This window comes from Streptomyces galbus, from assembly GCF_005280195.1.
Classification (GTDB): Bacteria; Actinomycetota; Actinomycetes; order Streptomycetales; family Streptomycetaceae; genus Streptomyces; species Streptomyces galbus.
In genome coordinates this window covers 25745-50329 of the sequence record NZ_SZPR01000020.1, presented here as the reverse complement: position 1 = coordinate 50329, position 24585 = coordinate 25745, and the positions used below count along the sequence as shown (strand labels likewise).

General features: G+C 71.5%; 24 protein-coding genes. 16 read left to right on the top strand and 8 right to left on the bottom strand.

The annotated features are described in order from the left end of the window. Positions 1-70 precede the first annotated feature (70 nt). On the bottom strand, positions 71-700 hold the full coding sequence (locus E4U92_RS25840) for an FMN reductase (protein ID WP_137302873.1): 630 nt from the start codon (positions 698-700) through the stop codon (positions 71-73). Next, positions 697-1806 carry an LLM class flavin-dependent oxidoreductase gene (locus E4U92_RS25835; protein ID WP_137302872.1) on the bottom strand — a complete coding sequence of 370 codons (1110 nt, stop codon included), beginning with the start codon at positions 1804-1806 and terminating at the stop codon, positions 697-699. The genes E4U92_RS25840 and E4U92_RS25835 overlap by 4 nt, the downstream gene beginning before the upstream one ends. A 126-nt stretch (positions 1807-1932) precedes the next feature. On the opposite strand from E4U92_RS25835, the gene E4U92_RS25830 reads away from it, so the two are divergent. After that, positions 1933-2793, top strand: coding sequence for a helix-turn-helix transcriptional regulator (locus E4U92_RS25830; RefSeq protein WP_137302871.1), 861 nt, complete (start codon positions 1933-1935; stop codon positions 2791-2793). Between the two features lie 21 nt (positions 2794-2814). Here the strand turns inward: E4U92_RS25830 and E4U92_RS25825 are convergent, their stop codons facing one another. The 3 genes from E4U92_RS25825 to E4U92_RS25815 are packed head-to-tail and all read right to left on the bottom strand — an operon-like array spanning position 2815 to position 4705. Beyond that, the gene (locus E4U92_RS25825) at positions 2815-3627 is read right to left on the bottom strand and encodes a maleylpyruvate isomerase family mycothiol-dependent enzyme (protein ID WP_137302870.1); all 813 of its coding nucleotides are present in this window, start codon (positions 3625-3627) and stop codon (positions 2815-2817) included. Positions 3628-3653: 26 nt separating this feature from the next. Then, the gene (locus E4U92_RS25820) at positions 3654-4184 is read right to left on the bottom strand and encodes a MarR family winged helix-turn-helix transcriptional regulator (protein WP_137302869.1); all 531 of its coding nucleotides are present in this window, start codon (positions 4182-4184) and stop codon (positions 3654-3656) included. 14 nt (positions 4185-4198) lie between these two features. After that, on the bottom strand, positions 4199-4705 hold the full coding sequence (locus E4U92_RS25815; RefSeq protein WP_373311692.1) for a hypothetical protein: 507 nt from the start codon (positions 4703-4705) through the stop codon (positions 4199-4201). 131 nt (positions 4706-4836) lie between these two features. Between E4U92_RS25815 and E4U92_RS25810 the strand changes: the two genes are divergently transcribed. From E4U92_RS25810 to E4U92_RS25795, 4 genes are all read left to right on the top strand, one after another. Beyond that, positions 4837-5172 carry a YnfA family protein gene (locus tag E4U92_RS25810; protein WP_137302868.1) on the top strand — a complete coding sequence of 112 codons (336 nt, stop codon included), beginning with the start codon at positions 4837-4839 and terminating at the stop codon, positions 5170-5172. Positions 5173-5370: 198 nt separating this feature from the next. Then, positions 5371-6156 carry an SDR family NAD(P)-dependent oxidoreductase gene (locus E4U92_RS25805; RefSeq protein ID WP_137302867.1) on the top strand — a complete coding sequence of 262 codons (786 nt, stop codon included), beginning with the start codon at positions 5371-5373 and terminating at the stop codon, positions 6154-6156. 11 nt (positions 6157-6167) lie between these two features. Further along, positions 6168-7427, top strand: a complete 1260-nt coding sequence (locus E4U92_RS25800; RefSeq protein WP_137302866.1) for a GNAT family N-acetyltransferase — start codon at positions 6168-6170, stop codon at positions 7425-7427. Positions 7428-7598: 171 nt separating this feature from the next. Then, the gene (locus tag E4U92_RS25795) at positions 7599-8399 is read left to right on the top strand and encodes an LAGLIDADG family homing endonuclease (protein ID WP_308433323.1); all 801 of its coding nucleotides are present in this window, start codon (positions 7599-7601) and stop codon (positions 8397-8399) included. Positions 8400-8440: 41 nt separating this feature from the next. On the opposite strand, the gene E4U92_RS25790 is transcribed toward E4U92_RS25795, so the two are convergent. Beyond that, positions 8441-9634, bottom strand: coding sequence for an RtcB family protein (locus tag E4U92_RS25790; protein WP_137302864.1), 1194 nt, complete (start codon positions 9632-9634; stop codon positions 8441-8443). 204 nt (positions 9635-9838) lie between these two features. On the opposite strand from E4U92_RS25790, the gene E4U92_RS25785 reads away from it, so the two are divergent. The 3 genes from E4U92_RS25785 (at position 9839) to E4U92_RS25775 (ending at position 13177) form a co-directional block, all read left to right on the top strand. Continuing rightward, positions 9839-10639 carry a DUF3558 domain-containing protein gene (locus tag E4U92_RS25785; protein ID WP_137302863.1) on the top strand — a complete coding sequence of 267 codons (801 nt, stop codon included), beginning with the start codon at positions 9839-9841 and terminating at the stop codon, positions 10637-10639. Positions 10640-10770: 131 nt separating this feature from the next. After that, a complete protein-coding gene (locus E4U92_RS25780) occupies positions 10771-11790 on the top strand; it encodes a DUF3558 domain-containing protein (RefSeq protein WP_137302862.1) in 1020 nt (339 codons plus the stop codon). 103 nt (positions 11791-11893) lie between these two features. Then, positions 11894-13177, top strand: coding sequence for a DUF2637 domain-containing protein (locus E4U92_RS25775; RefSeq protein WP_137302861.1), 1284 nt, complete (start codon positions 11894-11896; stop codon positions 13175-13177). A 95-nt stretch (positions 13178-13272) separates the two neighbouring features. On the opposite strand, the gene lysS is transcribed toward E4U92_RS25775, so the two are convergent. Further along, the gene (lysS, locus tag E4U92_RS25770) at positions 13273-15015 is read right to left on the bottom strand and encodes a lysine--tRNA ligase (protein WP_137302860.1); all 1743 of its coding nucleotides are present in this window, start codon (positions 15013-15015) and stop codon (positions 13273-13275) included. 137 nt (positions 15016-15152) lie between these two features. On the opposite strand from lysS, the gene argS reads away from it, so the two are divergent. The 5 genes from argS to E4U92_RS25745 all read left to right on the top strand — a co-directional run bounded on the left by argS (position 15153) and on the right by E4U92_RS25745 (position 22197). Next, positions 15153-16922, top strand: a complete 1770-nt coding sequence (argS, locus tag E4U92_RS25765; protein ID WP_137302859.1) for an arginine--tRNA ligase — start codon at positions 15153-15155, stop codon at positions 16920-16922. Positions 16923-17053: 131 nt separating this feature from the next. Beyond that, positions 17054-17485: a DUF6507 family protein gene (locus E4U92_RS25760; protein WP_206666481.1), complete on the top strand. Its 432-nt coding sequence runs from the start codon at positions 17054-17056 to the stop codon at positions 17483-17485. Beyond that, complete coding sequence (locus tag E4U92_RS25755) at positions 17482-19860, top strand: hypothetical protein (protein WP_137302857.1); 2379 nt, start codon at positions 17482-17484, stop codon at positions 19858-19860. The genes E4U92_RS25760 and E4U92_RS25755 overlap by 4 nt, the downstream gene beginning before the upstream one ends. A 12-nt stretch (positions 19861-19872) precedes the next feature. After that, entirely contained in the window at positions 19873-20745 is an 873-nt protein-coding gene (locus E4U92_RS25750; protein WP_137302856.1) for an immunity 49 family protein, read from the top strand. 63 nt (positions 20746-20808) lie between these two features. After that, positions 20809-22197, top strand: coding sequence for a DUF6177 family protein (locus tag E4U92_RS25745; protein WP_137302855.1), 1389 nt, complete (start codon positions 20809-20811; stop codon positions 22195-22197). Here E4U92_RS25745 and E4U92_RS25740 read toward each other — a convergent pair. After that, a complete protein-coding gene (locus E4U92_RS25740; RefSeq protein WP_137302854.1) occupies positions 22189-22602 on the bottom strand; it encodes an ATP-binding protein in 414 nt (137 codons plus the stop codon). The two genes, E4U92_RS25745 and E4U92_RS25740, sit on opposite strands and share 9 nt — an antisense overlap. Positions 22603-22715: 113 nt before the next feature. Between E4U92_RS25740 and E4U92_RS25735 the strand changes: the two genes are divergently transcribed. The 3 genes from E4U92_RS25735 to E4U92_RS25725 are packed head-to-tail and all read left to right on the top strand — an operon-like array spanning position 22716 to position 24570. Beyond that, the gene (locus E4U92_RS25735) at positions 22716-23543 is read left to right on the top strand and encodes a helix-turn-helix domain-containing protein (protein ID WP_137302853.1); all 828 of its coding nucleotides are present in this window, start codon (positions 22716-22718) and stop codon (positions 23541-23543) included. Then, a complete protein-coding gene (locus E4U92_RS25730) occupies positions 23540-23731 on the top strand; it encodes a DUF397 domain-containing protein (RefSeq protein ID WP_137302852.1) in 192 nt (63 codons plus the stop codon). The genes E4U92_RS25735 and E4U92_RS25730 overlap by 4 nt, the downstream gene beginning before the upstream one ends. A gap of 47 nt (positions 23732-23778) precedes the next feature. Then, positions 23779-24570, top strand: a complete 792-nt coding sequence (locus E4U92_RS25725) for a DUF4253 domain-containing protein (RefSeq protein ID WP_137302851.1) — start codon at positions 23779-23781, stop codon at positions 24568-24570. The last annotated feature ends 15 nt before the right edge of the window (positions 24571-24585 follow it).

Genomic DNA, 24585 nt, shown 5'->3' with positions numbered 1-24585 from the left:
TGAGGCACGGGTCCAGTCTGCCAAGGCCTCCGGCGGTCGGGCGGGGGTGGGACGGGTGGGGGTGGGCTTCTTACTGGGCTCTCACCGTGTCGTGGGCGTGGTGCGGGAGCGGTGGGCCCTGTGTCAGAAGTTCGGCGAAGGGGGTGACCTCGACGTCGGACTTCGGGGTGCGGTGGGTCGGGGTGAGGCCCTGCATGAGGGTGGTCAGTTCGGCGGCCGCCCGTTCGACGCGGTCGGCCAGGCCGTCCGTGCCGCCCCAGTCCTCCGACGCGGCGTAGACCCCGGTGGGCACGACCACGGCCCGCAGGTACGCGAACAGCGGCCGCAGCGCGTGCTCCAGGACCAGCGAGTGCCGTGCCGTGCCCCCGGTCGCGGCGATCAGCACCGGCTTACCCGTCAGCGCGTCCTTGTCCAGCACGTCGAAGAAGGACTTGAACAGTCCGCTGTACGACGCGGAGAACACGGGCGTGACGACGATCAGGCCGTCGGCCCCGGTCACCGCGTCCAGCGCGGCGGCCAGCGCCCGCCCCGGGAACCCGTTGGTGAAGTGGTGGGCGATCTCCACGGCGAGGTCCCGCAACTCCACCACCTGCACGTCCACGTCCTCGGCCCGGCGTTCCACCGCCGCGGCCAGCCGGTCCCCCAGCAGCCGCGTCGACGACGGCACGCTCAGTCCCGCGGACACCACGACGAGCTTCATGCCACGACCTCCTGGTCCTCGACGTCCTGGCCCTTGCGGGCGGCGGCGAGCAGGGAGGTGTGGGTCGGCGCCTCGGGCACGCCGGCCGGGCGGCCCGCCGCGAACTCCTTGCGCAGCACCGGTACGACCTCCTCGCCCAGCAGGTCGATCTGCTCCAGCACGGTCTTCAGGGGCAGCCCGGCGTGGTCCATCAGGAACAGCTGGCGCTGGTAGTCACCGGCGTACTCGCGGAAGGCCAGCGTCTTCTCGATGACCTGCTGCGGGGAGCCGACGGTCAGCGGGGTCTGCTCGGTGAAGTCCTCCAGCGAGGGCCCGTGGCCGTAGACCGGTGCGTTGTCGAAGTAGGGGCGGAACTCGCGGACCGCGTCCTGGGAGTTCGGGCGCATGAACACCTGGCCGCCGAGGCCGACGATGGCCTGCTCGGGCGTGCCGTGGCCGTAGTGCGCGTACCGGTTGCGGTAGAGCTCGACCATCCGCTTGGTGTGGTCGGCGGGCCAGAAGATGTTGTTGTGGAAGAAGCCGTCACCGTAGTACGCGGCCTGCTCGGCGATCTCGGGCGAGCGGATCGAGCCGTGCCAGACGAACGGCGGGACCCCGTCCAGGGGCCGCGGGGTGGAGGTGAAGCCCTGCAGCGGGGTGCGGAACCTGCCCTCCCAGTCCACGACGTCCTCGCGCCACAGCCGGTGCAGCAGCGCGTAGTTCTCCACGGCGAGGTTGATGCCCTGGCGGATGTCCTTGCCGAACCAGGGGTAGACCGGGCCGGTGTTGCCGCGGCCCATCATCAGGTCCACCCGGCCGTCGGCGAGGTGCTGCAGCATCGCGAAGTCCTCCGCGATCTTCACCGGGTCGTTGGTGGTGATGAGCGTGGTGGAGGTGGACAGGACCAGCCGCTGCGTCTGCGCCGCTATGTAGCCGAGCATCGTCGTCGGGGAGGACGGCACGAACGGCGGGTTGTGGTGCTCGCCGGTCGCGAAGACGTCCAGGCCGACCTCCTCGGCCTTGAGCGCGATGGCGACCATGGCCTTGATCCGCTCGCGCTCGGTCGGCGTACGCCCCGTGGTGGGGTCCGGCGTGACGTCGCCGACCGTGAAGATCCCGAACTGCATGGCCGCTCACCCTCCGCATTTGGTTGACGATTAAACTATACGGGCAAACAGTGGCCCCCGTCTCCGTATTCCGTCCCGCCCCCGTGCTCCCCTGCGGCTGTCGGACCCCCGTCCTACGATCGCCGCATGGCCGCTCCCCGCCGTGACACCCGAGGCATCGTGGACGCCGCCGAGCTGTTCTCCCGCGTGCGCTTCCGCCGCCGCGAACCCGCCGAGGCCCTGCGCCCCTACCTGGAGCACTACTGGCTGATCGACTGGGACCTCCCCCAGCCGTACGCGTCCCACGTCGTCCCGCACCCGTCGGTCAACATCGTCTTCCAGCACTTCGAGGGACAGGCCCCGTTCGCCGAGGTGTCCGGCGTCGGGCTGGAGCTGTTCACGCAGCAGCTCCAGGGGCGGGGCCGGGTCTGCGGCATCCAGTTCCGGCCGGGCGGCTTCCGCCCCTTCTTCCCGGACCGCCCCGTGTCCGACTGGACCGGCCGCCGCGTCCGCTTCCCCGAGGCGCCGGCAGGCCCGGCCCCACAGGCCACGCCGACCACGCCCGCCATCCACCTCCCGCGGACCACGCAGGACAGGGTCGCCGCCGTCCTGGACCCGCCCGAGGAGGACGCCCGCGTCGCCGCCCTCGACGCCTTCCTGCTCTCCCTCAGCCCCCGACCCGACCCCCAGGCCGACCTCGCCATGTCCCTCGTCGAGCGCATCCGCACCGACCGCGGCATCCGCCGCGTCGCCGACTTCGCCCGCACCGAGGGCCTGTCCGTGCGGCTGCTGCAACGCCTCTTCTCGGCCTACGTCGGTGTCGGCCCCAAGTGGGTCATCCTGCGCTACCGCATCCACGAGGCCCTGGAGCGGGCCGAGACCGAGCGCGCGGTCGACTGGGCCGCCCTCGCCGCCGACCTCGGCTACGCCGACCAGGCCCACCTGGTCCGCGACTTCACCGCGACCGTGGGCGTCCCGCCGACGGCGTACGCCCAGGCCGCGCGCTGACCCCGCGCCCGGCCGGCCCGCTCACTCCCGCAGCCAGAAGCTCGTCCGCTCCAGCCACAGGTCCAGCAGCGCCCGGTCGCCCTGGACCTCCACGCGCCGGTCGTCGGCGGTGTACCGGCCGTACAGCAGCAGCACGAGGTCGGCCGGCGCGGCCCGTACCGTCACCGCGGCCTCCGCGTGGGCGCGGCGCCAGGCCACGGCGTCGCCGCTCAGGTCGACCAGCCACTCCGCGGCGGCCTCGACGGCGGCGTCGGTGCCCGTGCCGGTCGCACGGACGTGCAGGGTGCGGCCCGGCCCCAGCAGCGGCACCACCCCGGGCGCCGGCTCGACCAGCTCCGGCGCCGACCCGAACCCCATCCACTCGTCCACGGCGTCCAGCGCCACGTCCCGCGCGACGGCGAACGGCGCGCCCACCGCCCGGGATGCGTCGGCCCGGTGGACGACGGTCTCGTGCAGCATGCGGCGCGCCCAGAACAGCGCCGTCCTGCCGGGCCCCGGCGACCACACCGGCACGTCGGGCCCGGCACCCCGCAACGCCTCCACCAGGTGCCGCGCCCCGTCGGCGAGCCAGGCGTCCAGCGCCTCCGGCGTCTCGTGCGCGTACCCGGCGACCTCGTCGACCAGGTCGTGCGGCACGGGCTCCGCCGAGCGGGTCCGCACGACCGCCTCCGCCCAGCGGTGGGCGCCGCCGACGTGCCGCAGCAGCTGAGCGAGGTTCCACCCGGGACAGCCCGGCACCGCGACGGACGGGTCCGCATCCGCGACCAGCGCTCTCAACAGGTCGGTCTGCATGAGCAGTTCGGCACAGCAACGGTCGTAGCCGAGGACGGTCATGCCCGCACGCTGGACGAGACGCCCCCTTAAGGGGTGTCGGCCCGGGACGCCTCCCGTTCGCCGATCCCCGCGCGGCGTGCGCCGCCGGACCTGAGCCGGGCGATCTGCTCGCCGCTGAACTGCACCGTCCGCCTCATGTGGCCGACGATCGCCGCGAGTTCCTCCTCCTGCAGGTCCTCGAACAGCGCCGAGCGGTCGCCGCCCAGCCGCTCCCACATCCGCCGGAACTCCGCGATCCGCTCCGGCACCGTCGCCACCAGCACCTTGCGCCGGTCGGCCGCGTCCCGCTCCCGGCGGACGTACCCGGCCCGCTCCAGCCGGTCCACCAGCCGCGTCGCCGACCCGGTCGTCAGGCCCGTGAGCTGGGCGATCCGGCCGGTGGTCACCGGGCCCGGCTCCAGCGTGAGCAGGTTCAGGCACTGCAGATCGGTCGGGTGCAGGCCCAGGCGGTCGGCGACGGCCTGGTTGAACAGCGCGTACGAGGCGACGTAGCGGTGGGAGACGACGGACAGCTCGTCGAGCAGCCGGACCCGCGCGTACCCGGAGTAGCCGGACATCCGTGCACCACCCGTCAGAAGGAGTACGTGTCGCCGGTGTCCAGCACCAGCAGCCGCTGCCGGTCGTTCCCCCGGTCGCGGTCCACCGCCCCGGCGGCCCACACCGTGGCGATGTCCAGCGTCACCTCCGCCGGACGCCCCCGCAGCCACACCCCGAGCACCAGCTCCCCGCCCCACCCGTCCGCGTCCAGCGCGCCCGTACGGCACATCACGTCCCGCTCACCGGTGCGCGCGCACCCGGGCGGCAGCGGCTGCGCGCGCCGGGCGAGCGGCACCGACCAGCGCAGCCGCACCGTCGCGTCGGGGACCGCCGACGGCCCGTGGTTGCGCGGGGTCAGCCGGACGTCGACGCGGCCGCCGTCGAGCGCCGCGTAGCCGTGGTAGGTGAGACCGGCCCCCGGCGCCGGCTCCTGGGCCCGGGCCGGTCCGGCGGCGAGGGCGACCACCACCGGCACCGCGGCCGCCACCCACCCCAGAGCGAGAACCCGCGCACGGCGCCTGCCGCCCACTGCCACCACCACTGTCACTCCTCGGCCGACCGGACCCACAGGACCTGGTGATGTATCCCCCGCCCGCCGCCCCACAGGCGCCCTCCAACAGGTGACGTCACCCGAACCGGGCCCCGCGCCGGGCCGTCTGCGAAGCTGCCCCCATGCCGATCCTCCGCTCCGTCGCCCTCTTCGTCGTCGCCGCGCTCCTCGAAATCGGCGGGGCCTGGCTAGTCTGGCAGGGCGTGCGCGAACACCGCGGCTGGCTGTGGATCACCGGGGGCGTCCTGGCGCTCGGCGCCTACGGCTTCGCCGCCACGTTCCAGCCCGACGCCCACTTCGGCCGGATCCTCGCGGCGTACGGCGGCGTCTTCGTCGCGGGCTCGCTCGCGTGGGGCGCGGTCGCCGACGGCTACCGCCCGGACCGCTGGGACGTCACGGGCGCCCTGGTCTGCCTGGCGGGCATGGCGGTGATCATGTACGCGCCGCGCGGGAACTGACCGCGGGCGGCCGAACGCGGGCGGCCCACGGAGACCGACCGACCGCCCGACCGCCCGACCGCCCGACCGCCCGACTTCCCAGCCCCCGGTCTCCCCGCGCCCCCCCCAACGGCCAGCGCCCCACCGGCCCCACGGCGCGACAGGCGCCCCGCTTATCCTGACGGGGCCACCCGTCGTCCGCACGAGGAGTCGTCCTCCATGGCCACCGCCCCCGCCGCCCCGTCCGCCGCCTCCCGCATCGCCGTCGTGACGGGCGCGAGCAGCGGCATCGGCGCCGCCACGGCCCGCCGGCTCGCCGCGGCCGGCTACCGCGTCGTCCTCACCGCCCGCCGCGAGGACCGCATCGAGGCGCTCGCCAAGGAGATCACCGAGGCCGGCGGCTCCGCGACCGCGTACCGCCTCGACGTCACCGACCGCGCGGCCGTCGACGAGTTCGCCACCGCCTTCAAGACCATCGGCGTGCTCGTGAACAACGCGGGCGGCGCGCTCGGCGCCGACCCGGTCGCCACCGGCGACCCGCAGGACTGGCGCACGATGTACGAGACCAACGTCCTCGGCACCCTGAACGTCACCCAGGCCCTGCTCCCCAAGCTGGAGGCGAGCGGCGACGGCACGGTCGTCGTGGTGTCGTCGACGGCCGCGCACAGCACCTACGAGGGCGGCGGGGGCTACGTCGCCGCCAAGCACGGCGCCCACGTCCTCGCCGAGACGCTCCGGCTGGAGATCGTCGGCAAGCCCGTCCGCGTCATCGAGATCGCGCCCGGCATGGTCAAGACCGACGAGTTCGCGCTGACCCGCTTCGGCGGCGACCGCGAGAAGGCGGCCAAGGTCTACGAGGGCGTCGCCGAACCGCTCACCGCGGACGACGTGGCCGACACCATCACCTGGGCCGTCACCCGCCCCAGCCACGTCAACGTCGACCTGCTCGTCCTGCGCCCACGCGCCCAGGCGTCCAACACCAAGATCCACCGGGAACAGCGGTAGGACGGGGCGGCGTGGACCGGCACATACCCTTCGACGCCCTGCACAACTTCCGCGACCTGGGCGGCTACCGCACCGCGGACGGCCGCCACCGGGTCCGGCCCGGCCGGCTGTACCGCTCCGACTCCCTGGGCAAGCTGCGCCCCGGCACCACCGACTGGGACCGCTTCCTCGCCCTGGGCACGGGCACGGTGATCGACCTGCGCCACGGCTGGGAGATCGAGGCGCGCGGCCGGGTCCCCGAGGACGCCTCCTTCACGTACCACCACCTGAGCATCGAGCACCGCCCCTACGACCAGGCCGCCCTGACGGCGGACGTCGACCCGGGCCCCTACCTCGCGGACCGCTTCATGGAAGTGGCCGACGACGGCCGCGAGGAGATCCGCACGGCCCTGGAGCTGATCGCGGACGCACGCGAACCGGTGGTCTTCCACTGCGCGTCGGGCAAGGACCGCACCGGCGAACTGGCCGCCCTGGTGCTGGCCCTGCTCGACGTCCCCGAGGACACGATCGTCGAGGACTTCACCCTCACCGCCCTGGCCACCGGCGCCCTGCTGGCGGAGTGGAGCGCCCGCAACGGCGGCCGCACCCCCACCTGGCCGGCCTTCGGCACGACACCCGCCCCGGTGATGCGCCTGTTCCTGGCGGCGCTGCGCGAGCGGTACGGCTCGGTCGACGCGTACGTCGGCACGGCCCTCGGGATGGACACCGACGCCCTGAAGGCGGCCTTGCGCGCCCGCTACCTGGAGGAGCCGCCCGCCGGCCGGCCGGAGCCGGTGTACCGCCGGGCGACCCCCGCCGACGCGCCCGCGCTGGTGCGCCTGTACTCCACGGCGGCCCTGTGGCAGCAGGCCCGCGGCATCGACCAGTGGCGGCCCGGTGCCAAGAACGAGGAACACTTCCTGCACCGCATGCGCGAGGGCGAGGTCTGGCTGGCCCACACCGGCCCCCACCTGACCGGCGCCTACGAGCTGTGGTGGACCGACCTCGCGGCCTGGGGCCCCCGCCCCGCGGACGCCGGTTACATCCACCGCCTGATGGTCACCCCGCACACGGCCCCACCGGGCACGGGCCGCCACCTCCTGGCCCACGCCGAGTCCCGCATCCGGGCCACCGGCCGCACCCACGCCCGCCTGGACTGCCTCGCCACGAACCCGCGCCTGCGCGCGTACTACGAGAAGGCGGGCTACCGCGTCACAGGAGAACAACAGGCCGAACCGAACGGCACGGGCAGCCCGTACGCGGTGACCCTGCTGGAGAAGCGGCTGAGTTAACCCACAGGGGTGAAGCTGGTCGATCACCCGTCCGGTCACCGAACCGCCGACCTAGGCTCGCCACACGATCAACTCGTCAGGCCCTCGCCCGGACACCCCCGGCCGAGGGCCTGACCAGCATGGAAGTGGGGGCTTCCCATGGCTGACTGCGAGCCTGTCACTCACCGGTTCATGGACCTCCGGGTTCCCGAGTACGCCTATATGTTCGGGTTCCTGCAGGCGGACGGGCACCTGCAGCAAGGTGTCGGGCAGAAGGGCAAGTTGTCGGTGGAACTCAACAGCCAGGACGTCGGTCTGCTGCGCGAGTTCCAGCGGCTGACGCCGTACAACAGCAGTGTCACCGAGCGCACCAGGTCCACCAACTTCGCCGAGGTCCACACCTCGGCCACGTGGACCCTGTGCTCCCTCGAGGCCAGGACACGGCTCAACGCATGCGGCCTGCCGTACGGCCGCAAGTCGGTGACGATCGCTCCGCCCGCCGGGGAGTTCTCCCGGCGCGACTACCTGCGGGGGCTGATCGACGCGGACGGCTCCGTCGGCTTCACCGGCAAGGGCTTCCCCTTCGTCTCCCTGGCCACGGCGAGCGCGGCTGTCGCGGGCTTCCTGCGCGACTACTGCAGGGACACGACGGGCGCCGAGCGCAACCTCAGGCGCAACGCCCGCGACAACGTCTTCAACATCCTCTACACGATGGCGGTGGCCCAGCGCCTGGCCGCGGACCTCTACTACCCCGGCTGCCTGTCATTGGAGCGCAAACGGGCCGCCGCCGCGCTGCTCCCGGCCTGGTCTCGCCCTGCGGGCATGAGAGCCGCACACACCCGGCGCCGCTGGACGGAGGAGGAGGACCGGATCCTCCTCGGCAGCGTCAGTCCGGCAGCGGCGGCGGAGGCACTCGGCAGGACGATCCAGAGCTGCCATCTGCGCCGGTGGCGCCTGGGCAACGGCCAAGCGAGCATGCCCAGTCGGCCGTGACCGGAGGAGGGGCCCCGGGCACCGTCCCGGGGCCCCTCACGTCAGCCCTTCACGCACACGACCTGCTTCAGCTTCGCCACGACCTCCACGAGGTCCCGCTGCTGGTCGATGACCTGCTCGATCGGCTTGTAGGCGCCCGGGATCTCGTCCACCACACCGGAGTCCTTGCGGCACTCCACGCCCCGCGTCTGCTCCTCCAGGTCCTTGGTGGAGAAGCGGCGCTTGGCGGCGTTGCGGCTCATCCGCCGACCGGCGCCGTGCGAGGCGGAGTTGAAGGACTTCTCGTTGCCGAGGCCCTTCACGATGTACGAGCCCGTGCCCATCGAGCCCGGGATGATCCCGTAGTCGCCCGAGCCGGCCCGGATGGCGCCCTTGCGGGTCACCAGCAGGTCCATGCCCTCGTACCGCTCCTCCGCCACGTAGTTGTGGTGGCAGGAGATCTCCTGCTCGAAGGTGGGCTTCGCCTTCTTGAACTCCTTGCGGACGACGTCCTTGAGCAGCGCCATCATCAGGGTGCGGTTGTACTTGGCGTACTCCTGCGCCCAGAACAGGTCGTTGCGGTAGGCCGCCATCTGCGGGGTGTCCGCCACGAACACGGCGAGGTCGCGGTCGACGAGGCCCTGGTTGTGCGGCAGGCGCTGCGCGATGCCGATGTGGTGCTCGGCGAGCTCCTTGCCGATGTTGCGGGAGCCGGAGTGCAGCATCAGCCACACCGAATCGGATGAATCGATGCAAACTTCAACGAAGTGATTGCCCTGGCCAAGGGTTCCCATCTGGGCGGCCGCACGCTCCCTGCGGAAGCGCACCGCCTCGGCGACCCGGTCGAACCGCCCCCAGAAGTCCTCCCACCCCGCCGTGGCCAGCCCGTGGAAGCCCCCCGGGTCCACCGGGTCCGCGTGCATCCCCCGGCCCACCGGGATCGCCTGTTCGATGCGGGAGCGCAGGCGGGACAGGTCGCCCGGCAGGTCGTTCGCGGTCAGGGACGTCTTCACCGCCGACATGCCGCAGCCGATGTCCACGCCCACCGCCGCGGGGCACACCGCGCCCTGCATGGCGATGACCGAGCCGACCGTCGCGCCCTTGCCGTAGTGGACGTCCGGCATCACGGCCAGGCCCTTGATCCACGGCAGCGTCGCGACGTTGCGGAGCTGCTGGAGCGCGCCCTCCTCGACGGTGGCCGGGTCGGCCCACATCCGGATCGGCACCTTGGCGCCCGGCATCTCGACGTACGACATGACGTCCTCGTTCCCCCGTGAAAAAGACAGAAGTGATGAAGCGCAAAACAGGCACCAAGAGCGGCGAAAGGGACGCCGGACCGGCGTGCGCGGTGGTGCGTGCGATACACATTGTCTCCAGGAGCCACCCCCGCCCGGCAACGCAATTACCAGCGGGGACACTGGACTCCGCGAGCAGGCCACCCACCCCGAGAGGAGCCGACCGTGCAGCGGAAGGCGTACGTAACCGGCGTCGCCGCCCTCCTCGCGGCGCTGCTGGCCGGCTGCACCGGCGGTTCGGACGACAGCGGTTCCGACGACAACTCCAAGTCCGGCCAGACCGGCACGGTCGCCGCGCCCGCCCAGCCCGGCAGGTACGCCACGCTGCCCGAGCCGTGCGGCGCGGTCCCGCGGGGCACCCTCGACGCGCTCCTGCCGGGCATCGGGCAGCTCGCGGACCAGCAGCAGCGCGAGGCGGCCTACGACGGCTCCCCCACGCTCACCTTCGACACGGACCGCAAGGTCGGTTGCCGCTGGAAGGTCGAGTCGAGCGACGCCACCGACCACCTCTCGGTGGACTTCGAGCGCGTGGTGTCCTACGCGAACTCGGTCAGCGACGACGCGCAGGCGGAGCAGCTCTTCGCCGGCGAGCGGGACGCGGCCGATCTGCCGGAGCCCGCGCCGAGCGACACGGGCAGCGGCACCCCGTCGGCGGGCGTGAGCGCGTCCCCGTCCGGCACCGGCGCCCCCGCTCCGTCGGCGTCGTCGTCGACCGCCCCGGCCGACCTGCAGCCGCGCGTGCTGGACGACCTGGGTGACGAGGCGTTCCTCAACGACGTCCTCAGCAGCTCGGGTTCGACGGCGAAACAGCGCACGATCACTGTGGCGTTCCGCACGTCCAACGTCATCGTGACCCTGCAGTACGAGGAGCAGCCGGCCACCGTCGGCGCGGTCCCGGACAGCAAGGAAATGCAGGACAAGGCGCGGAAACTGGCCTCCCAGCTCGCCGACGCGCTCGCCGGTTAGGCGCCCGGCGGGCGTGGCGGCGGGGGCCGGGATCCGGAGCCGCACGGCTGGTCCAGCGCGTACCGTGGCCCCTCGGACCCGATCCGACCGGACCGACCGGACCCGATCCGACCGCAGGAACCACGAGCGTCATGAGTGAAGGAACCATGCAGCGACGAGCCCAGCGAGACGACCTGAGCGACCGGACCGACCGCGGGGAGCGATGCGCCCCGACCGACCGCGGTGAGCGGCGGGTGCGGCGTGCGGCGCGGGCCGGCGGCGTGAACCGCGCCCTGGCCGCCGCGGCCGCCCTCCCCGTGCTGCTGTTCGCCGCGGCCTGCTCCTCGGACTCCGGTTCCGACGACTCCGCGGGTTCGGGCGGCACGGCCCGGGCGGACTCGGGCGGCTCCTCGGCGTCCGGCCCGTCGGCGAGCGCGACGCCGACGGTGCAGGCGGCGGCGTTCCAGGCGCTGCCGAAGGCGTGCGCGACGCTGTCCGCGAAGACGCTCACGGAGCTGGTGCCGAAGGCGAAGGCCAAGCAGGGCACGTCCACCGATCCGGCGGACCGGGCGAGCTGCTCCTGGAGCAGCCTGGACAACAACGGTGTGAAGGGCTCGCAGTTCCGCTGGCTGAACGTGTCGCTGCTGCGCTTCGAGTCGGACGCGACGCGCGGCGCCGGTGACCGGCTGGCGCAGGAGTACTACGCGAAGCAGGTCAAGGACGCGCAGAGCGTGGCGGGCGCCAAGGGCACGACGTCGCAGGCGGTGGCCGGCACCGGTGACCAGGCGACGGTGGTGCGGTACGACCTGAAGAAGAAGGAGGGCGCCTTCAAGCAGCAGACGGTCGTCGCCCGGGTGGAGAACGTGGTCGTCACGGTCGACTACAACGGCGCGGGTCTGGCCGGTGACAAGACGCCCGCCGCGGACACCCTGGTGAAGGGGGCCGAGAAGGCGGCGAAGGAGGCGGTGGCGTCGGTCCGCGCGGCCAACGGCGAGGGCGACGGCGGTGCCTCGTCGGGTGGTTCGTCCGGGCAGCCATCGGCGTCGGCGTCGCCGTCGAAGTCGTCGAAGGCGTCGTCGGCGCCTTCCGCGTCCCCGTCGGTGTCCCCTTCGGCGTCCCCCGCGAAGGCGGCGGCCGCGGGAGCCTCTCCGTCCGCTTCTGCGAAGAGCTGACGGTCCGGCACCACGTGCGCCGCACACATGTGCCACTCTGTTGCGCGCAACGACACGCAGTGGGAGGGGAGTACGAGTGGCAGCGCCGATACAGCTGACTCGGATGCACCGCGTTCTCATCGGCGTGGTGGTGACCGGCGCCGTGATCATCGCCGGCATCGGTTTCGCCGGTTCGTACGCGGCGGTCCGGGAGCTGGCCATCAAGAAGGGCTTCGGGAACTTCTCGTACGTGTTCCCGGTCGGCATCGACGCCGGCATCTGTGTCCTGCTGGCGCTGGACCTGCTGCTGACGTGGATCCGCATCCCCTTCCCGCTGCTGCGGCAGACGGCGTGGCTGCTGACGGCGGCGACCATCGCGTTCAACGGTGCGGCGGCCTGGCCGGACCCGCTGGGCGTGGGCATGCACGCCGTCATCCCGGTGCTGTTCGTGGTGTCGGTGGAGGCGGCGCGCCATGCGATCGGCCGGATCGCGGACATCACGGCGGACAAGCACATGGAGGGTGTGCGGCTGACCCGCTGGCTGCTGTCCCCGGTGCCGACGTTCCTGCTGTGGCGGCGCATGAAGCTGTGGGAGCTGCGCTCGTACGAGCAGGTCATCAAGCTGGAGCAGGAACGTCTCGTCTACCAGGCGCGGCTGCGCTCGCGCTTCGGCCGGGCGTGGCGGCGCAAGGCCCCGGTGGAGTCGTTGATGCCGTTGCGGCTGGCGCGGTACGGGGTGCCGCTCGCGGAGACGGCGCCGGCGGGTCTGGCGGCGGCGGGCATCGAGCCGGTGCTGCTGCCGCCGGCTCCGCCGCAGCAGCAGGCGCTGGCGGCCGTGCCGGAGTTCGCCGGTGTGGCGGCGGGCGGTCGTACGGCGGCCGGGCCGGCCCCGGTGGCCCCGGCGGCGGTGCCGGGCCCGGCGCGGCGCTCCGAGCCGGTGGCCGAGCCGGAGCCCGAGGTGAGTCCGTGGCTGCACGCCCGTGACCCGCGGCAGATCGAGTACCACGGGGGTTACGACCCCGACTACGACCCGGAAGCGCAGTACGCGGACTGGTACGAGGAGCAGCAGCAGGCCGAGCAGTACCAGGACCAGTACCTGCAGGAGCCGCCGCCGGAGGAGCCGGAGCCCTCTGGGGAGGAGACGGGCAGCTTCCCCATCCCGGTGGCCCCGGGCCGCACCCGGGAGCTCGGTGAGGGCGGGGGTGCCCCGGAGCCGACCGAGGAGGACTACTACCAGGTCTTCAAGCAGTCGATCAGCAGTGGCAGCGGCTATCCGACGGCCCGTGAGCTGAGCGAGAACGTGGAGGCGGAGTTCGGTCTGGCGCTGCTCCCGGAGGACGCCAAGCGCATGGTGAACCGCTTCACGAACCGCTACAACGCGGAGCTGGAGGAGGACCACATCGCCTGAGCCCCAGCGGTGGCGGTGAGCACGCAGGAAGGGGGCCCTCCCGGTGGAGGGCCCCCTTCGTCATGCGTGCGGCACCGGGCTGCTCGCCTGCCCGCCTACTCGCCGAGCAGCCGCCGTACCCGGTCCTGGCCGACGGCCAGCAGCAGGGTCGGCAGGCGCGGGCCGGTGTCCCGGCCCACCAGCAGGTGGTAGAGCAGCGCGAAGAACGCCCGCTGGGCGGTCTTGATCTCGGCGGGCAGTTCCTTGGGCGTGGCGTCGGCGGAGAACCCGGCCTGGACCTTGGGCACGCCGTAGACGAGGTGCGTCAGCCCGTCCAGCGACCAGTGGTCGGCCAGCCCGTCGAGCAGCAGCCGTACGGATTCCCGGCCGCGGTCGTCGAGGGACTTCAGCAGGTCGGCGTCGGGCTCCTCGCGCACGATGGTGCGCTGGTCGGCGGGCACGTGGGTGTTGATCCACGCCTCGGCCTTGTCGTACCGGGGCCGTGCCTCGTCGAGCGAGCCGAGCGGCTGGTCGGGGTCGAGTTCGCTGAGGATGCGCAGCGCCTGGTCGGCGTGGCCGGCGGTGATGTCGGCGACGGAGGCCAGCGTCCGGTACGGCAGCGGCCGCGGGGTGCGCGGCAGCTCACCGGCGGCGGTGCGCACGGCGCGGGAGTGGGCGGCGGCGTCGGCGGGCAGCGCGGTGCCGTCGGCGACCTTGGCGTCGAGCTTGTCCCACTCGTCGTAGAGCCGCTGGATCTCCTGGTCGAAGGCGATCTTGAACGACTGGTTGGGCCGGCGGCGGGCGTAGAGCCAGCGCAGCAGCTGGGGCTCCATGATCTGCAGCGCGTCGGCGGGGGTGGGTACGCCGCCCCGGGAGGAGGACATCTTGGCCATGCCGGAGATGCCGACGAAGGCGTACATCGGCCCGATGGGCTGCTCGCCGCCGAAGATGCCGACGATCTGCCCGCCGACCTGGAAGCTGGAGCCGGGCGAGGAGTGGTCGACGCCGCTGGGCTCGAAGACGACGCCCTCGTAGGCCCAGCGCATGGGCCAGTCGACCTTCCAGACCAGCTTGCCGCGGTTGAACTCCTCCAGCCGCACGGTCTCCGAGAAGCCGCACGCCGAGCAGGTGTAGGTCAGCTCGGTGGTGTCGTCGTCGTAGGAGGTGACGGTGGTGAGGTCCTTCTCGCAGTTGCCGCAGTACGGCTTGTACGGGAAGTACCCGGCGGAGCCGGAGGAGCCGTCGTCCTCGGCGGCGGCGCCGGAGCCCTCGGCGGCCTCCAGTTCGGCCTCGTCGAGGGGCTTCTGCGACTGCTTGGGTCCGGTCTTGGGCTTGGTGCGGTACTGGGCGAGCACGGCGTCGATGTCGGCGCGGTGCTTCATGGCGTGCAGGATCTGCTCGCGGTAGACGCCGGAGGTGTACTGCGCGGTCTGGCTGATCCCGTCGTACTCGACCCCCAGCTCGGTGAGCGAGGCGGCCATCGCCGCCTTGAAGTGCTCGGCCCAGTTGGGGTGCGGGGACCCCTGGGGGGCGGGCACCGAGGTGAGCGGCTTGCCGATGTGCTCGGACCAGGTCTTGTCGACGCCGGGGACGCCCTCCGGGACCTTGCGGTAGCGGTCGTAGTCGTCCCAGGAGATCAGGTGGCGCACCTGGTACCCGCGGCGGCGGATCTCGTCGGCGACCAGGTGCGGGGTCATGACCTCGCGGAGGTTGCCGAGGTGGATCGGGCCGGACGGGGAGAGCCCGGACGCGACGACGACCGGTTTGCCCGGGGCCCGGCGCTCCGACGCCTCGATGACCTCGTCCGCGAAACGGGAGACCCAGTCGGTGGTCTCGGTGCTCTGAGCCACGATCGGCACGTCCTCTGATCTGTTGCTGGAAGGGGATCGGACCTCCCCATACTCCCAGACGGCGCCCTGACCGGGAAAACGGCTTTACCCCCCGTGGGATACTGGGCGGGTCTATCCATCCCACGAGGAGAACGGCACCCACTCCTATGGCCTCGGTCACGTCCCTCAGCGACTCCGTCCAGCAGCACCTGTCGTCCGCGATCTCGGCCGCCCTGCCCGAGGCCGGTTCCGCGGACCCGCTGCTGCGACGAAGCGACCGGGCGGACTACCAGGCCAACGGCATGCTGGCCCTGGCGAAGAAGGCCGGCGCGAACCCGCGGGAGCTGGCGGCGCAGGTCGTCTCCCGGGTGGTCACCGGTGACGTGATCGCGGACGTCGAGGTGTCGGGTCCCGGCTTCCTGAACGTCACCGTCGCGGACGGGGCGATCGTGCGGAACCTGGCCGCGCGGTACGCGGACGACACCGGCCGCCTCGGTGTGCCGCTCGCGTCGGAGCCGGGCACCACGGTGATCGACTACGCCCAGCCGAACGTGGCGAAGGAGATGCACGTCGGTCACCTGCGGTCCGCGGTCATCGGCGACGCGGTGGTCCGGCTGCTGGAGTTCACCGGGGAGTCGGTGGTGCGCCGGCACCACATCGGCGACTGGGGCACCCAGTTCGGCATGCTCATCCAGTACCTGGACGAGCACCCGCACGAACTGGACCACGGCGGCGCCGAGGTGAGCGGCGAGGAGGCGATGTCCAGCCTGGACCGCCTCTACAAGGCCGCGCGCCGGAAGTTCGACTCCGACGAGGAGTTCAAGACGCGCGCCCGGCGCCGCGTGGTGGACCTGCAGGCGGGCGACGAGCACACGCTGGCGATCTGGCAGAAGTTCGTCGACGAGTCGAAGATCTACTTCTTCTCCGTGTTCGAGAAGCTGGACATGGAGATCCGGGACGCCGACATCGTCGGCGAGTCCGGGTACAACGACATGCTGGCCGAGACGTGCCGCCTGCTGGAGGAGTCCGGGGTGGCGGTCCGCTCGGAGGGCGCGCTGTGCGTGTTCTTCGACGACATCAAGGGCCCCGACGGCAAGCCGGTCCCGCTGATCGTGCAGAAGTCCGACGGCGGCTACGGCTACGCGGCGACCGACCTGTCCGCGATCCGCGACCGCGTCTTCCACCTCAAGGCGGACACGCTGCTGTACGTGGTGGACGCCCGGCAGTCCCTGCACTTCCGGATGGTCTTCGAGACGGCCCGCCGGGCCGGCTGGCTGAACGACGACGTCAAGGCGGTCCAGCTCGCCTTCGGCACGGTCCTCGGCAAGGACGGCAAGCCGTTCAAGACGCGTGAGGGCGAGACGGTCAAGCTCGTCGACCTCCTCGACGAGGCGATCGACCGGGCGACGGCCGTGGTGCGCGAGAAGGACACCCAGGACCTGCTGGGCGAGGAGGAGATCGCCGAGCGGGGCACCCAGGTGGGCATCGGCGCGGTGAAGTACGCGGACCTGTCGACGTCGGCGGCCCGCGACTACAAGTTCGACCTGGACCAGATGGTCTCCCTCAACGGCGACACGTCGGTCTACCTCCAGTACGCCTACGCCCGCATCCACTCCATCCTCCGCAAGGCCGGCGAGGTCCGCCCCGCGGCCCACCCGGACCTGCAACTCCACCCGGCGGAGCGGGCCCTGGGCCTGCACGTGGACGCGTTCGCGGAGACGGTGGGGGAGGCGGCCGCCGAGTACGCCCCGCACAAGCTGACGGCGTACCTCTACCAACTGGCGTCGCTGTACACGTCGTTCTACGACAAATGCCCGGTCCTGAAGGCGGACACCCCGGCCCAGGTGGAGAACCGCCTGTTCCTGTGCGACGTGACGGCGAAGACCCTGCACCGGGGCATGGCCCTGCTGGGCATCAGGACGCCCGAGCGGCTCTGACGTCGGGTCAGGAAGCCTGCAATAGCGGCCCCGCCGGGACCCTTCCGGCGGGGCCGCCGCGTTGTCGTTCCCTGCCGTCACGTGCCGCACGGATCCGGCCACCGGCCACGGATCCGCGTTGCGCATGCAACATGGCGTGCGACAACATGTTCGATGATCGACGGCGCACGCGGATTCACGGGGGCAGTGTGACGGGCTGGGACATCGACGTCGCGGGGGTGCGCGGGGTTCTGCGGAACACCGGCACGGTGGCGAAGAACCTGTCGGACACGGGTACGGCGATGCAGGACAACCTGGAGGAGGCGGCGTCGGCCGCGGGAACGCTGACCGATCAGTACGGTCCCTACGCGAGCACGGCGGGTCTGGTCGGCGCCGCGCTGAGTGCGTTCCTGGAGCACTGGACGCGGGATCTCATCTACCTCTCGGACCGCACGTCGCGTTCGGTGAACGGAGCCGCGGAAGCCACCGGGCATTACATTCAGGGTGACCTCACGATGGCGGCGACGGCGCAGCGGGAGGCGGCCAAGGAGCCGAAGGTGGACCTGCCGAGGGTGGACAGGTGAGCGACGGGGCGACGCTGATCGACCCGTCGGGCATTCCGCACTTCATCGGGGACCTGTCCACGCTGGACGTCGACGTGATGCTGCTGACGGCGAACGCGGCGCAGTTCAGGGCGTCGGGTGCGGACATCCACACCACGTTCCAGGGGCTGGGGGCCGTCTACCACGCTCCGGAGGCGGGGGACTTGCTGTCCTCGACGGAGCCGGTGCGGGCGAAGTCGGACGCGTTCGCCGACGACCTGGAGAAGGTCGTGTCGGCCCTGTCCGAGTACAGCGCCGAGGTGCAGCCGCTGGTCGACCGGCTGGAGACGCTGAAGGCGGACGCGACGGCGTTCGTCGCCTCGGTGAGCGGGGACGAGGACTGGCGCAAGGATCAGGACAAGGTCGACCGCAACAACGCGCTGTGGCGGGAGGTCAACCACGCGGTCGCCGCGTTCCAGGCCGCCGAGCGGCGGGCCTACAACAAGATCATGGGGCTGATCGGCGGGCAGAAGCTCACCGTCGACGACGGCTCGCACGGCGACAGCATGTACGGCTACCGCGCCGACGACCTCGACCACGCCCGGCAGACCCCGTGGGGTGCCCCGGCCGAGCGGGAGTACGAGGGCTGGGGCTGGCTCCGCCACGAGGCCGGGCAGGTGTGGGAGGGCATCTGGACCGACGGCGTGATCGGCACGATCCACGGGGTGGGCACGCTGTTCGGCTCGGACGGCTCGCACGCGGCGGGCGAGGCGTGGAAGAACCTGGCCAAGCTCGGCACGGCGTCCGCGCTGACGTCGGCGACGTTCGGCACGTGGTGGCTGGTGCCCGCAGACCGGCAGCCCGCGTGGCTGCGTGAGTCGCGCGAGGCGCACAAGGGGATGGTCAAGGGCCTGGTCGCGTGGGACACGTGGCAGACCAACCCCGCCCGCGCGGCCGGCGCCGTCACGTTCAACGTGCTCACGGTCCTCGGCACGGAGGGCGCGGGCTCGGCGGCCTCCGGTGCGGCCAGGACGGGCGCCGCCGCCCGCACCCTGTCGGTCGTGGGCAAGGTCGGCCGGGCCATCGACCCCATGACGTACGCCGGCAAGGCGGGCAAGTTCGCCTTCGTCAAGGTCGGCGACGCGTTCAGCAAGCTCAAGGACCTGCGCACGGGCGCCACGTACGCCCTGCCCGACGCACCCCTGGCGGAACGCCCGCCCGCGATCCCGGAACACGCCGCGGAACTGGTCGACGACGCGGGCCACCGCGTCTACCTCGACACGAGGACGGGCGACGTCCTGAACGCGGACGGAACGATCCGCCAGCACGCGGGGGAGGCGGCCCACGAACCGTCTGCCCATGACCGGTCCACGCTGGGCGCTGCGGCAAACGACGCCCAGCAGCCGGTCGGCGTCGGCGCCAGGTCCGCTGGGGCCAACGGAGCTGCCGATGCAGGAACGCACGGGCAGTCGGTGGGCGGACACACGGGCAGCGGTGGCCCGGGATCCCCGCACTCCGCAGGCCATGACCCGCTGGAGCCGCGCGAGATCATGCGACAGCAGGTCGAGCGAGCGAACAATGATCCACAGTGGTTCAGGGAGCATTACCGGTCCAACGGATACCGTCGGTCCACTTCGTCCAGTGGGGGGTTCGGGCAGGAGTTGCCCCAGCTCGTACCTGACCCGGACAACCCCTCTCAATGGATACTCAAGGACGACCTGCCACCACCCGTCGCAGAGCGTTATCTGCACAATGACCCCGTAACGGGGCAACGATCCGCCGTCAACCATGACATCCTGCACCATTTGGACGGACAGGCGGCCAAGCGGAACGAGGCGATCGCCCTCGACCAGGCGGCGGAAAAGAAGATGGAAGCGGCGGAGAAGGCATACGCGGTTCACCGCACGGACGAGCTCGCCGAAGCCATGCAGCGGGCGGACGCGGAGCACTCGCCACTGCATGCGGACATGAACCGGCAGAGCGAGCTGTTCGGCGAAACGGTCGCAGAGCAGCACGCGGTACCGGAGCACTATCCCGACGCCGTCCGCGTGGACGACGGGGCGTTCGGGAACAACCGGTTCGATCAGATCTACCGGAGACCGGGCGGCAGATATGTCGTTGTCGAGGCGAAGGGATCACTCAGAGCCAGGCTCGGCGTACGGAAAGGTCTCGACGGCCGAATGGTGACTCAGGGGTCGCGGGAGTACTTCGAAACGATCCTTTACGAGATGCAACAGCGAGCTGAGAGGTACGAAGACAGAGGCATGTTCGACGAGGCCGACGCCGAACGCCAGTTGGCGGACGATCTCGGTACGGCACTCGACCAGGGCAAAGTGGACTACGTCCTCGTCAAGGCTGATGCGCACGGCGCTCAGTACGCTGGCTACCGGATGAAGCAGTTCGACATCACCAACTGAGGGAGTGGCGCCATGCCGACGACGATCACCCGGCCGGCCCTCGATGCCAGCCACCCCGATCCCGACAGGCTCCGCAAGGTACGTAACGAGCGCACGCTCAAGCGCGTGGAGCAGTTGGAGGCTCACCCCAGCAGTTTCGGGTTGACGTTCGCCAATGCTGTGGGCACCGCTAAGTCGCAGTGCCGCAGCGACCCCACCGCGGACAAACTCGAGACGTGGGAGTCCTGGGTCATGGCCATGCAGATCGGCTCAGCCCTGTTCTCCTCAGCTCTCGCACCCCAGGGCTCGACTGTTCAGTGCATGATCGGCCATGAGGTGCGAACCATCCCCGCCGTCGGCGTCACTCACTTCGTGGACGCCGGTACCTGGCTCGACGCCTTCTGGTTGGCGGTCATCTGCCGTGACCAGGCGAGGATGACCCAGCTGAGCCACGTGCCGGTCGAGACCCTACGGGCCTCGGGTGCGGTGTTTGAGGAATACGTCTATCACTGGGTTGACGCCCTCCAGACGTACTGGCTGGAGCGGCCGGGCTTGGGCGAGAAGCTGACCGCCGCATTCGACGGTACCGACCCGGATCGACTCCAGTTCGTCGATCGGGAGATGATGCTCAAGCTTCTCTACCCGCCGGTCAATCTCTTCTTCCGCTTCATCAGTCGGGACCCCGTCACGTTCAACGAAGCTCTCGCACAGGCTGTCCAACTGCACAAGGACTACTGGACAGCAGACGTGGAAGAGCGACAGGAGACCAGTGCAGGGGACGTTGCCCTTGCCCCCCTTGCCATCGCGTGCCTCGCCTATGACGCCGGCCGCCCCATCGAGGTCCAGTCGGAATACCTTCCCCTCCACTTGTTGCAGCGCAGTTGGGTCGGCGAGTTCGCGACCTGACGGCAACGGTGTGGAAAGTAAGAGGCAAGCGAGCGGAACACAAAGAGGGACTGAGGCACCCGCGTGGCCCAAGACGTCATCGTGCTCACCCCCAAGATGCCGGACCCGCGCTCGCTGCTGGTCGGGTTCTTCGCCGGTGGGCCTGGGCTGAGCCTGACCGAGGACCACAGTGGAGGAGTCGTTCAGCTGTGCAGCCCGGACGGCGTGCCTCTCGTCGCCGTCGACGCACCGCTGCTCGTCCACACCCCGGGTGAAGCGGAACGCCTGCTCGGCCCGGAGGTCACTGCTCCCCCGCTCCCCTATTGGTGGACGGAGACCCGCGCCTCCTCCGCCGTACCGGAGGCGACGGCACTCGCGGGCTCGGTCGGCGGACGCCTGACGACCCTGCTCGGTGGCACGGTGTGGCCCCGGCACACGGCGACGACCCGCGCCGTCGAGATACCAGGGGACCAGGACCGTACCGACGCCGCCCGTCCTGACGGCTTCGCGGCCTCCGTCGACGTCCTGACGGAGTCGACGGCCGTCGTCCTCTCCGACCGTCCCGTCCTGCCCCTCACCACCCGGCTCGCCGACACGCTCCGGACCGCCATCGCGGCGAACCGCGCGCTGCACCTGGTCACCCCGCCGCACACCCGACTGACACTCCCGTTGCGCCGCGCCCTCGGCGGCTCCCCCAACCGGTGGGTCGTGCAGGACCCGCAAGGCGGCTATCACGACGGCTTGTCCGGCATTCGGCTCGCTTGGCGGGACGGCACGTTCACAGCTGCGGCCGGCACCGAGCCGCCCGTGCCCGCGGCCACCTCCGAACGTCGGCTCACCCTCACCTTCCGCACCGTCCACGCCCCCGACGCCGACCTCACGATCGGCCTGGGCCTGGACGCAGCCTGGCACCACCTGACCGGCGCGCCACCCGTCGGCTGGAGTACCGCGGAACCCGTCAACCTCCCCTGGTCACCGGCACAGCTCACGGACCTCGCCCGGACCCGCGCACCCGCCCCGACGCACGTTGTGGCGATCGGCCAACCGGACCGCCCGGGCATCGCCACCCTGCGCGTCTCGCGCACGACGGCCGGTGTCGCCCAGGACGTCACCCTCAGCCTGGGATACGCCTCCCCCACGGACGTGCCGAGCGACGCCGTCGAATCCGTCGCGGAACTCCTAGTGACCGAGCACCGCCTCACGACGATGCTCACCACCCTCCAGCCGGGACGCTCGGACCTGACGTTCGTGCCGGGGCTCGAAGTCCCGCCCGTGCCCTTGTCGTTCACTCTCGGAGCACGGGACGTGCACTCCGTGGGCCTCGCCCACGCCGGCCGCCCGCCCCTCCCCACGCCCCCTCGCCGACTCGGCCGCCCCAGCGCCCCGGCCCTGCACTACCTCTTCGCCGACAGCCCCGACACCGACCCCTGGACACAACTCCGCAGGCTCACAGCCCACCTCACGTCAGCCTGAGTCGGACGCGAACTCGCACCACACCGCCTTGCCGAACTCCCGCTGCCGCACGCCCCACTTGTCGCTGAGCAGCGTCACCAGCAGCAGGCCCCGGCCGCCCTCGTCGCAGGGCTTCCCGTCCCTCGCACGCGGTTCGCCGCCGCCACTGTCATGGACCTCGACGTGCAGCACCCTGCCGTCCCACCTGAGGAACACCAGCAACTGCCGTCCCGGCGGCACCCCGTGGACCACCGCGTTCGTCACCAGCTCGCTCACGCACAGCAACACGTCCCCGGTCCGCTCCCACCCGGCCAGGCCCCAGCCCGTCAGCGTCTCGTCCGCGAACCTCCGCGCCCGCGGCACGGACCTGCGCTCCCGTCGGAAGAACCTCTGCCTCAGCGGCGGGAGTTGGATCGTCTCGTTCACAGGACGACTGTCGCTCACCGTCACTACCGTGGATCACTCGGTGAACCCGTACGGAATTTTTGTACGGGTTCCTACCGGGTCGCGTACGGATGCCTCGGGGGATGGGACCCACCATGAACGCCAGGAAGCTCCCGCCGAAGAAGAACCTCTCCTCCATGAAGATGCTCGGCCGCCAACTCGGCACCGCTCGCCGGGCCGCCGGCCTCACCCAGAGCGCCCTCGGCGAGATGGTCCGCCTGGACGAGGAGACGATCGCCTCCATCGAACAGGGCCGCCGTTCCCTCAAGTCCGACCTCGCCCACCTCCTCGACGAGATCCTCCAGACCAAGGGCCTGCTGTCCACCGGCGTCGCCAACCTCCCGGACATCGACCAGTTCCCGTTATGGGCCGAGGAGTACATGGAGCAGGAGCGCGTTGCCATTGCGCTGTCGTTCTACGACAACGCCGTCATCCCGGGCCTGCTCCAGACGGCTGCGTTCGCCCGGTGCGTGTTGCTCAACCGCATCCCGGCGTACGTCGAGGGCGAATTGGAGACCGTCCTGCGGCTGCGGCTCGACCGCCAGGAGATTTTGCAGCGCAGGTGTCCGCCGACGCTGAGCTTCATGCTCTGGGAGCCGGTTCTCCATCTGCGGATCGGCACCGAGGAGACTTACAGGGAGCAGCTCCGGCACCTGCGTAACTGTTCCTCGCTGCCCAATCTGTCGCTCCAGATCCTCCCGCTCGACAGCCCGATGCACGCCGGGCTGGACGGTCCCTTCACGCTCCTTGAAACACCGGACCACCAGCACGTGGCCTACACCGAATCGCAGCGCGGAAGCCAGTGGGTCTCCAGCCCGGACGAGGTATCCATCCTCGCGCGCAGATATGCGATGCTGCGGACGCAGGCCATGACCACCCAGGATTCGCTGCGCCTGCTCGACCGCCTGCTAGGAGAGCGATGAACAGCGAAGCGCTTCAGTGGTTCAAGTCGACCTACAGCGGCAGCGACGGCGGCCAGTGCCTCGAAGTCGCCGTCACCCCCCACACCATCCACGTCCGCGACTCCAAGACCGCCCAGGACCACCACGCCCCCACCCTCCACATCACCCCCGCCACCTGGACCGACTTCCTCGCCCACGCCGTGAAGTGACCCGCGCGGGCGGCCCGTTGTCAGTGGGTCCCCCTACAGTCGGCGGCATGGCGACTCTTCCCAATCCGCTGCCCCTCCTGGCCACCGATCCGAGTGGCCGCTCGCTCGGGCTCCGGCTCCCGCCGGGGCGGCTCGTCGACGTCACGGAGGACGGGCCGTGGCACGAGCCCCTGTTGTGGCACGCCGACAAGTCGGCCGCGCCCGGCACCTGGAGCGCGCTCGGCGGGCCCGCGGCGCGGGCGGGGCTGCTGCCCGTGCTCGTGGACCTCGGCGGGTCGCAGGGCGGGCCCGAGGGCTGGGAGCTGCGGCCCGGCGAGGTGTCGTACCCGGGGGACCACGACCCGGACGAGGTGCTGGCCGAGTACTGGGAGGAGTGCGCCGCCGAGGACGAGGCCTGGCCCGGGCTCGGTGAGAGCAGGCCCGGGGCCACCGCCACGCCGGACGTGCGGGCCGCGGAGATCGCCGACGGGCTGTCCGCCGAGTGCCCCTCCTGGTTCAAGGACCCGCACCTGGCCCTGGTGTCCGCCCGCCGCAGCGCCGACATACCCGCGGCCGTCGGCTGGACGGGCCCGCTGAACCACGAGAACGACGTCGCGCGGCTGTGCGCCGTGCTGCGCACCTGGGAGGACCGCTTCGGGCTGCGCGTCGTCGGCCTCGGCTTCGACGTCCTGGTCGCGTCCGTCGCCGCTCCGCCGGCCACCCCCACGGAGGCCGCGCAGGTGGCGGCGGAGCACTTCGCGTTCTGCCCGGACAACGTCCTGCAGAGCGGCCCGGGCACGCTCGACGCCTACGCCGAGGGGCTGGTCGGCGAGCACGCCTGGACCTTCTGGTGGGATTGAGCCCACCCCTGGGCG

What these genes read in the sequence shown, in the direction of transcription:
- E4U92_RS25840 (WP_137302873.1), bottom strand. Translation starts at nt 700, where the DNA reads ATGAAGCTCGTCGTGGTGTCCGCGGGACTGAGCGTGCCGTCGTCGACG.
- E4U92_RS25790 (WP_137302864.1), bottom strand. Translation starts at nt 9,634, where the DNA reads ATGTCGTACGTCGAGATGCCGGGCGCCAAGGTGCCGATCCGGATGTGG.
- E4U92_RS25760 (WP_206666481.1), top strand. Translation starts at nt 17,054, where the DNA reads ATGGCGTGCGACAACATGTTCGATGATCGACGGCGCACGCGGATTCAC.
- E4U92_RS25825 (WP_137302870.1), bottom strand. Translation starts at nt 3,627, where the DNA reads ATGACCGTCCTCGGCTACGACCGTTGCTGTGCCGAACTGCTCATGCAG.
- E4U92_RS25725 (WP_137302851.1), top strand. Translation starts at nt 23,779, where the DNA reads ATGGCGACTCTTCCCAATCCGCTGCCCCTCCTGGCCACCGATCCGAGT.
- E4U92_RS25830 (WP_137302871.1), top strand. Translation starts at nt 1,933, where the DNA reads ATGGCCGCTCCCCGCCGTGACACCCGAGGCATCGTGGACGCCGCCGAG.
- E4U92_RS25750 (WP_137302856.1), top strand. Translation starts at nt 19,873, where the DNA reads ATGCCGACGACGATCACCCGGCCGGCCCTCGATGCCAGCCACCCCGAT.
- E4U92_RS25730 (WP_137302852.1), top strand. Translation starts at nt 23,540, where the DNA reads ATGAACAGCGAAGCGCTTCAGTGGTTCAAGTCGACCTACAGCGGCAGC.
- argS (WP_137302859.1), top strand. Translation starts at nt 15,153, where the DNA reads ATGGCCTCGGTCACGTCCCTCAGCGACTCCGTCCAGCAGCACCTGTCG.
- E4U92_RS25820 (WP_137302869.1), bottom strand. Translation starts at nt 4,184, where the DNA reads ATGTCCGGCTACTCCGGGTACGCGCGGGTCCGGCTGCTCGACGAGCTG.
- E4U92_RS25780 (WP_137302862.1), top strand. Translation starts at nt 10,771, where the DNA reads ATGAGTGAAGGAACCATGCAGCGACGAGCCCAGCGAGACGACCTGAGC.
- E4U92_RS25810 (WP_137302868.1), top strand. Translation starts at nt 4,837, where the DNA reads ATGCCGATCCTCCGCTCCGTCGCCCTCTTCGTCGTCGCCGCGCTCCTC.
- E4U92_RS25805 (WP_137302867.1), top strand. Translation starts at nt 5,371, where the DNA reads ATGGCCACCGCCCCCGCCGCCCCGTCCGCCGCCTCCCGCATCGCCGTC.
- E4U92_RS25835 (WP_137302872.1), bottom strand. Translation starts at nt 1,806, where the DNA reads ATGCAGTTCGGGATCTTCACGGTCGGCGACGTCACGCCGGACCCCACC.
- E4U92_RS25795 (WP_308433323.1), top strand. Translation starts at nt 7,599, where the DNA reads ATGGACCTCCGGGTTCCCGAGTACGCCTATATGTTCGGGTTCCTGCAG.
- E4U92_RS25735 (WP_137302853.1), top strand. Translation starts at nt 22,716, where the DNA reads ATGAACGCCAGGAAGCTCCCGCCGAAGAAGAACCTCTCCTCCATGAAG.
- E4U92_RS25775 (WP_137302861.1), top strand. Translation starts at nt 11,894, where the DNA reads ATGCACCGCGTTCTCATCGGCGTGGTGGTGACCGGCGCCGTGATCATC.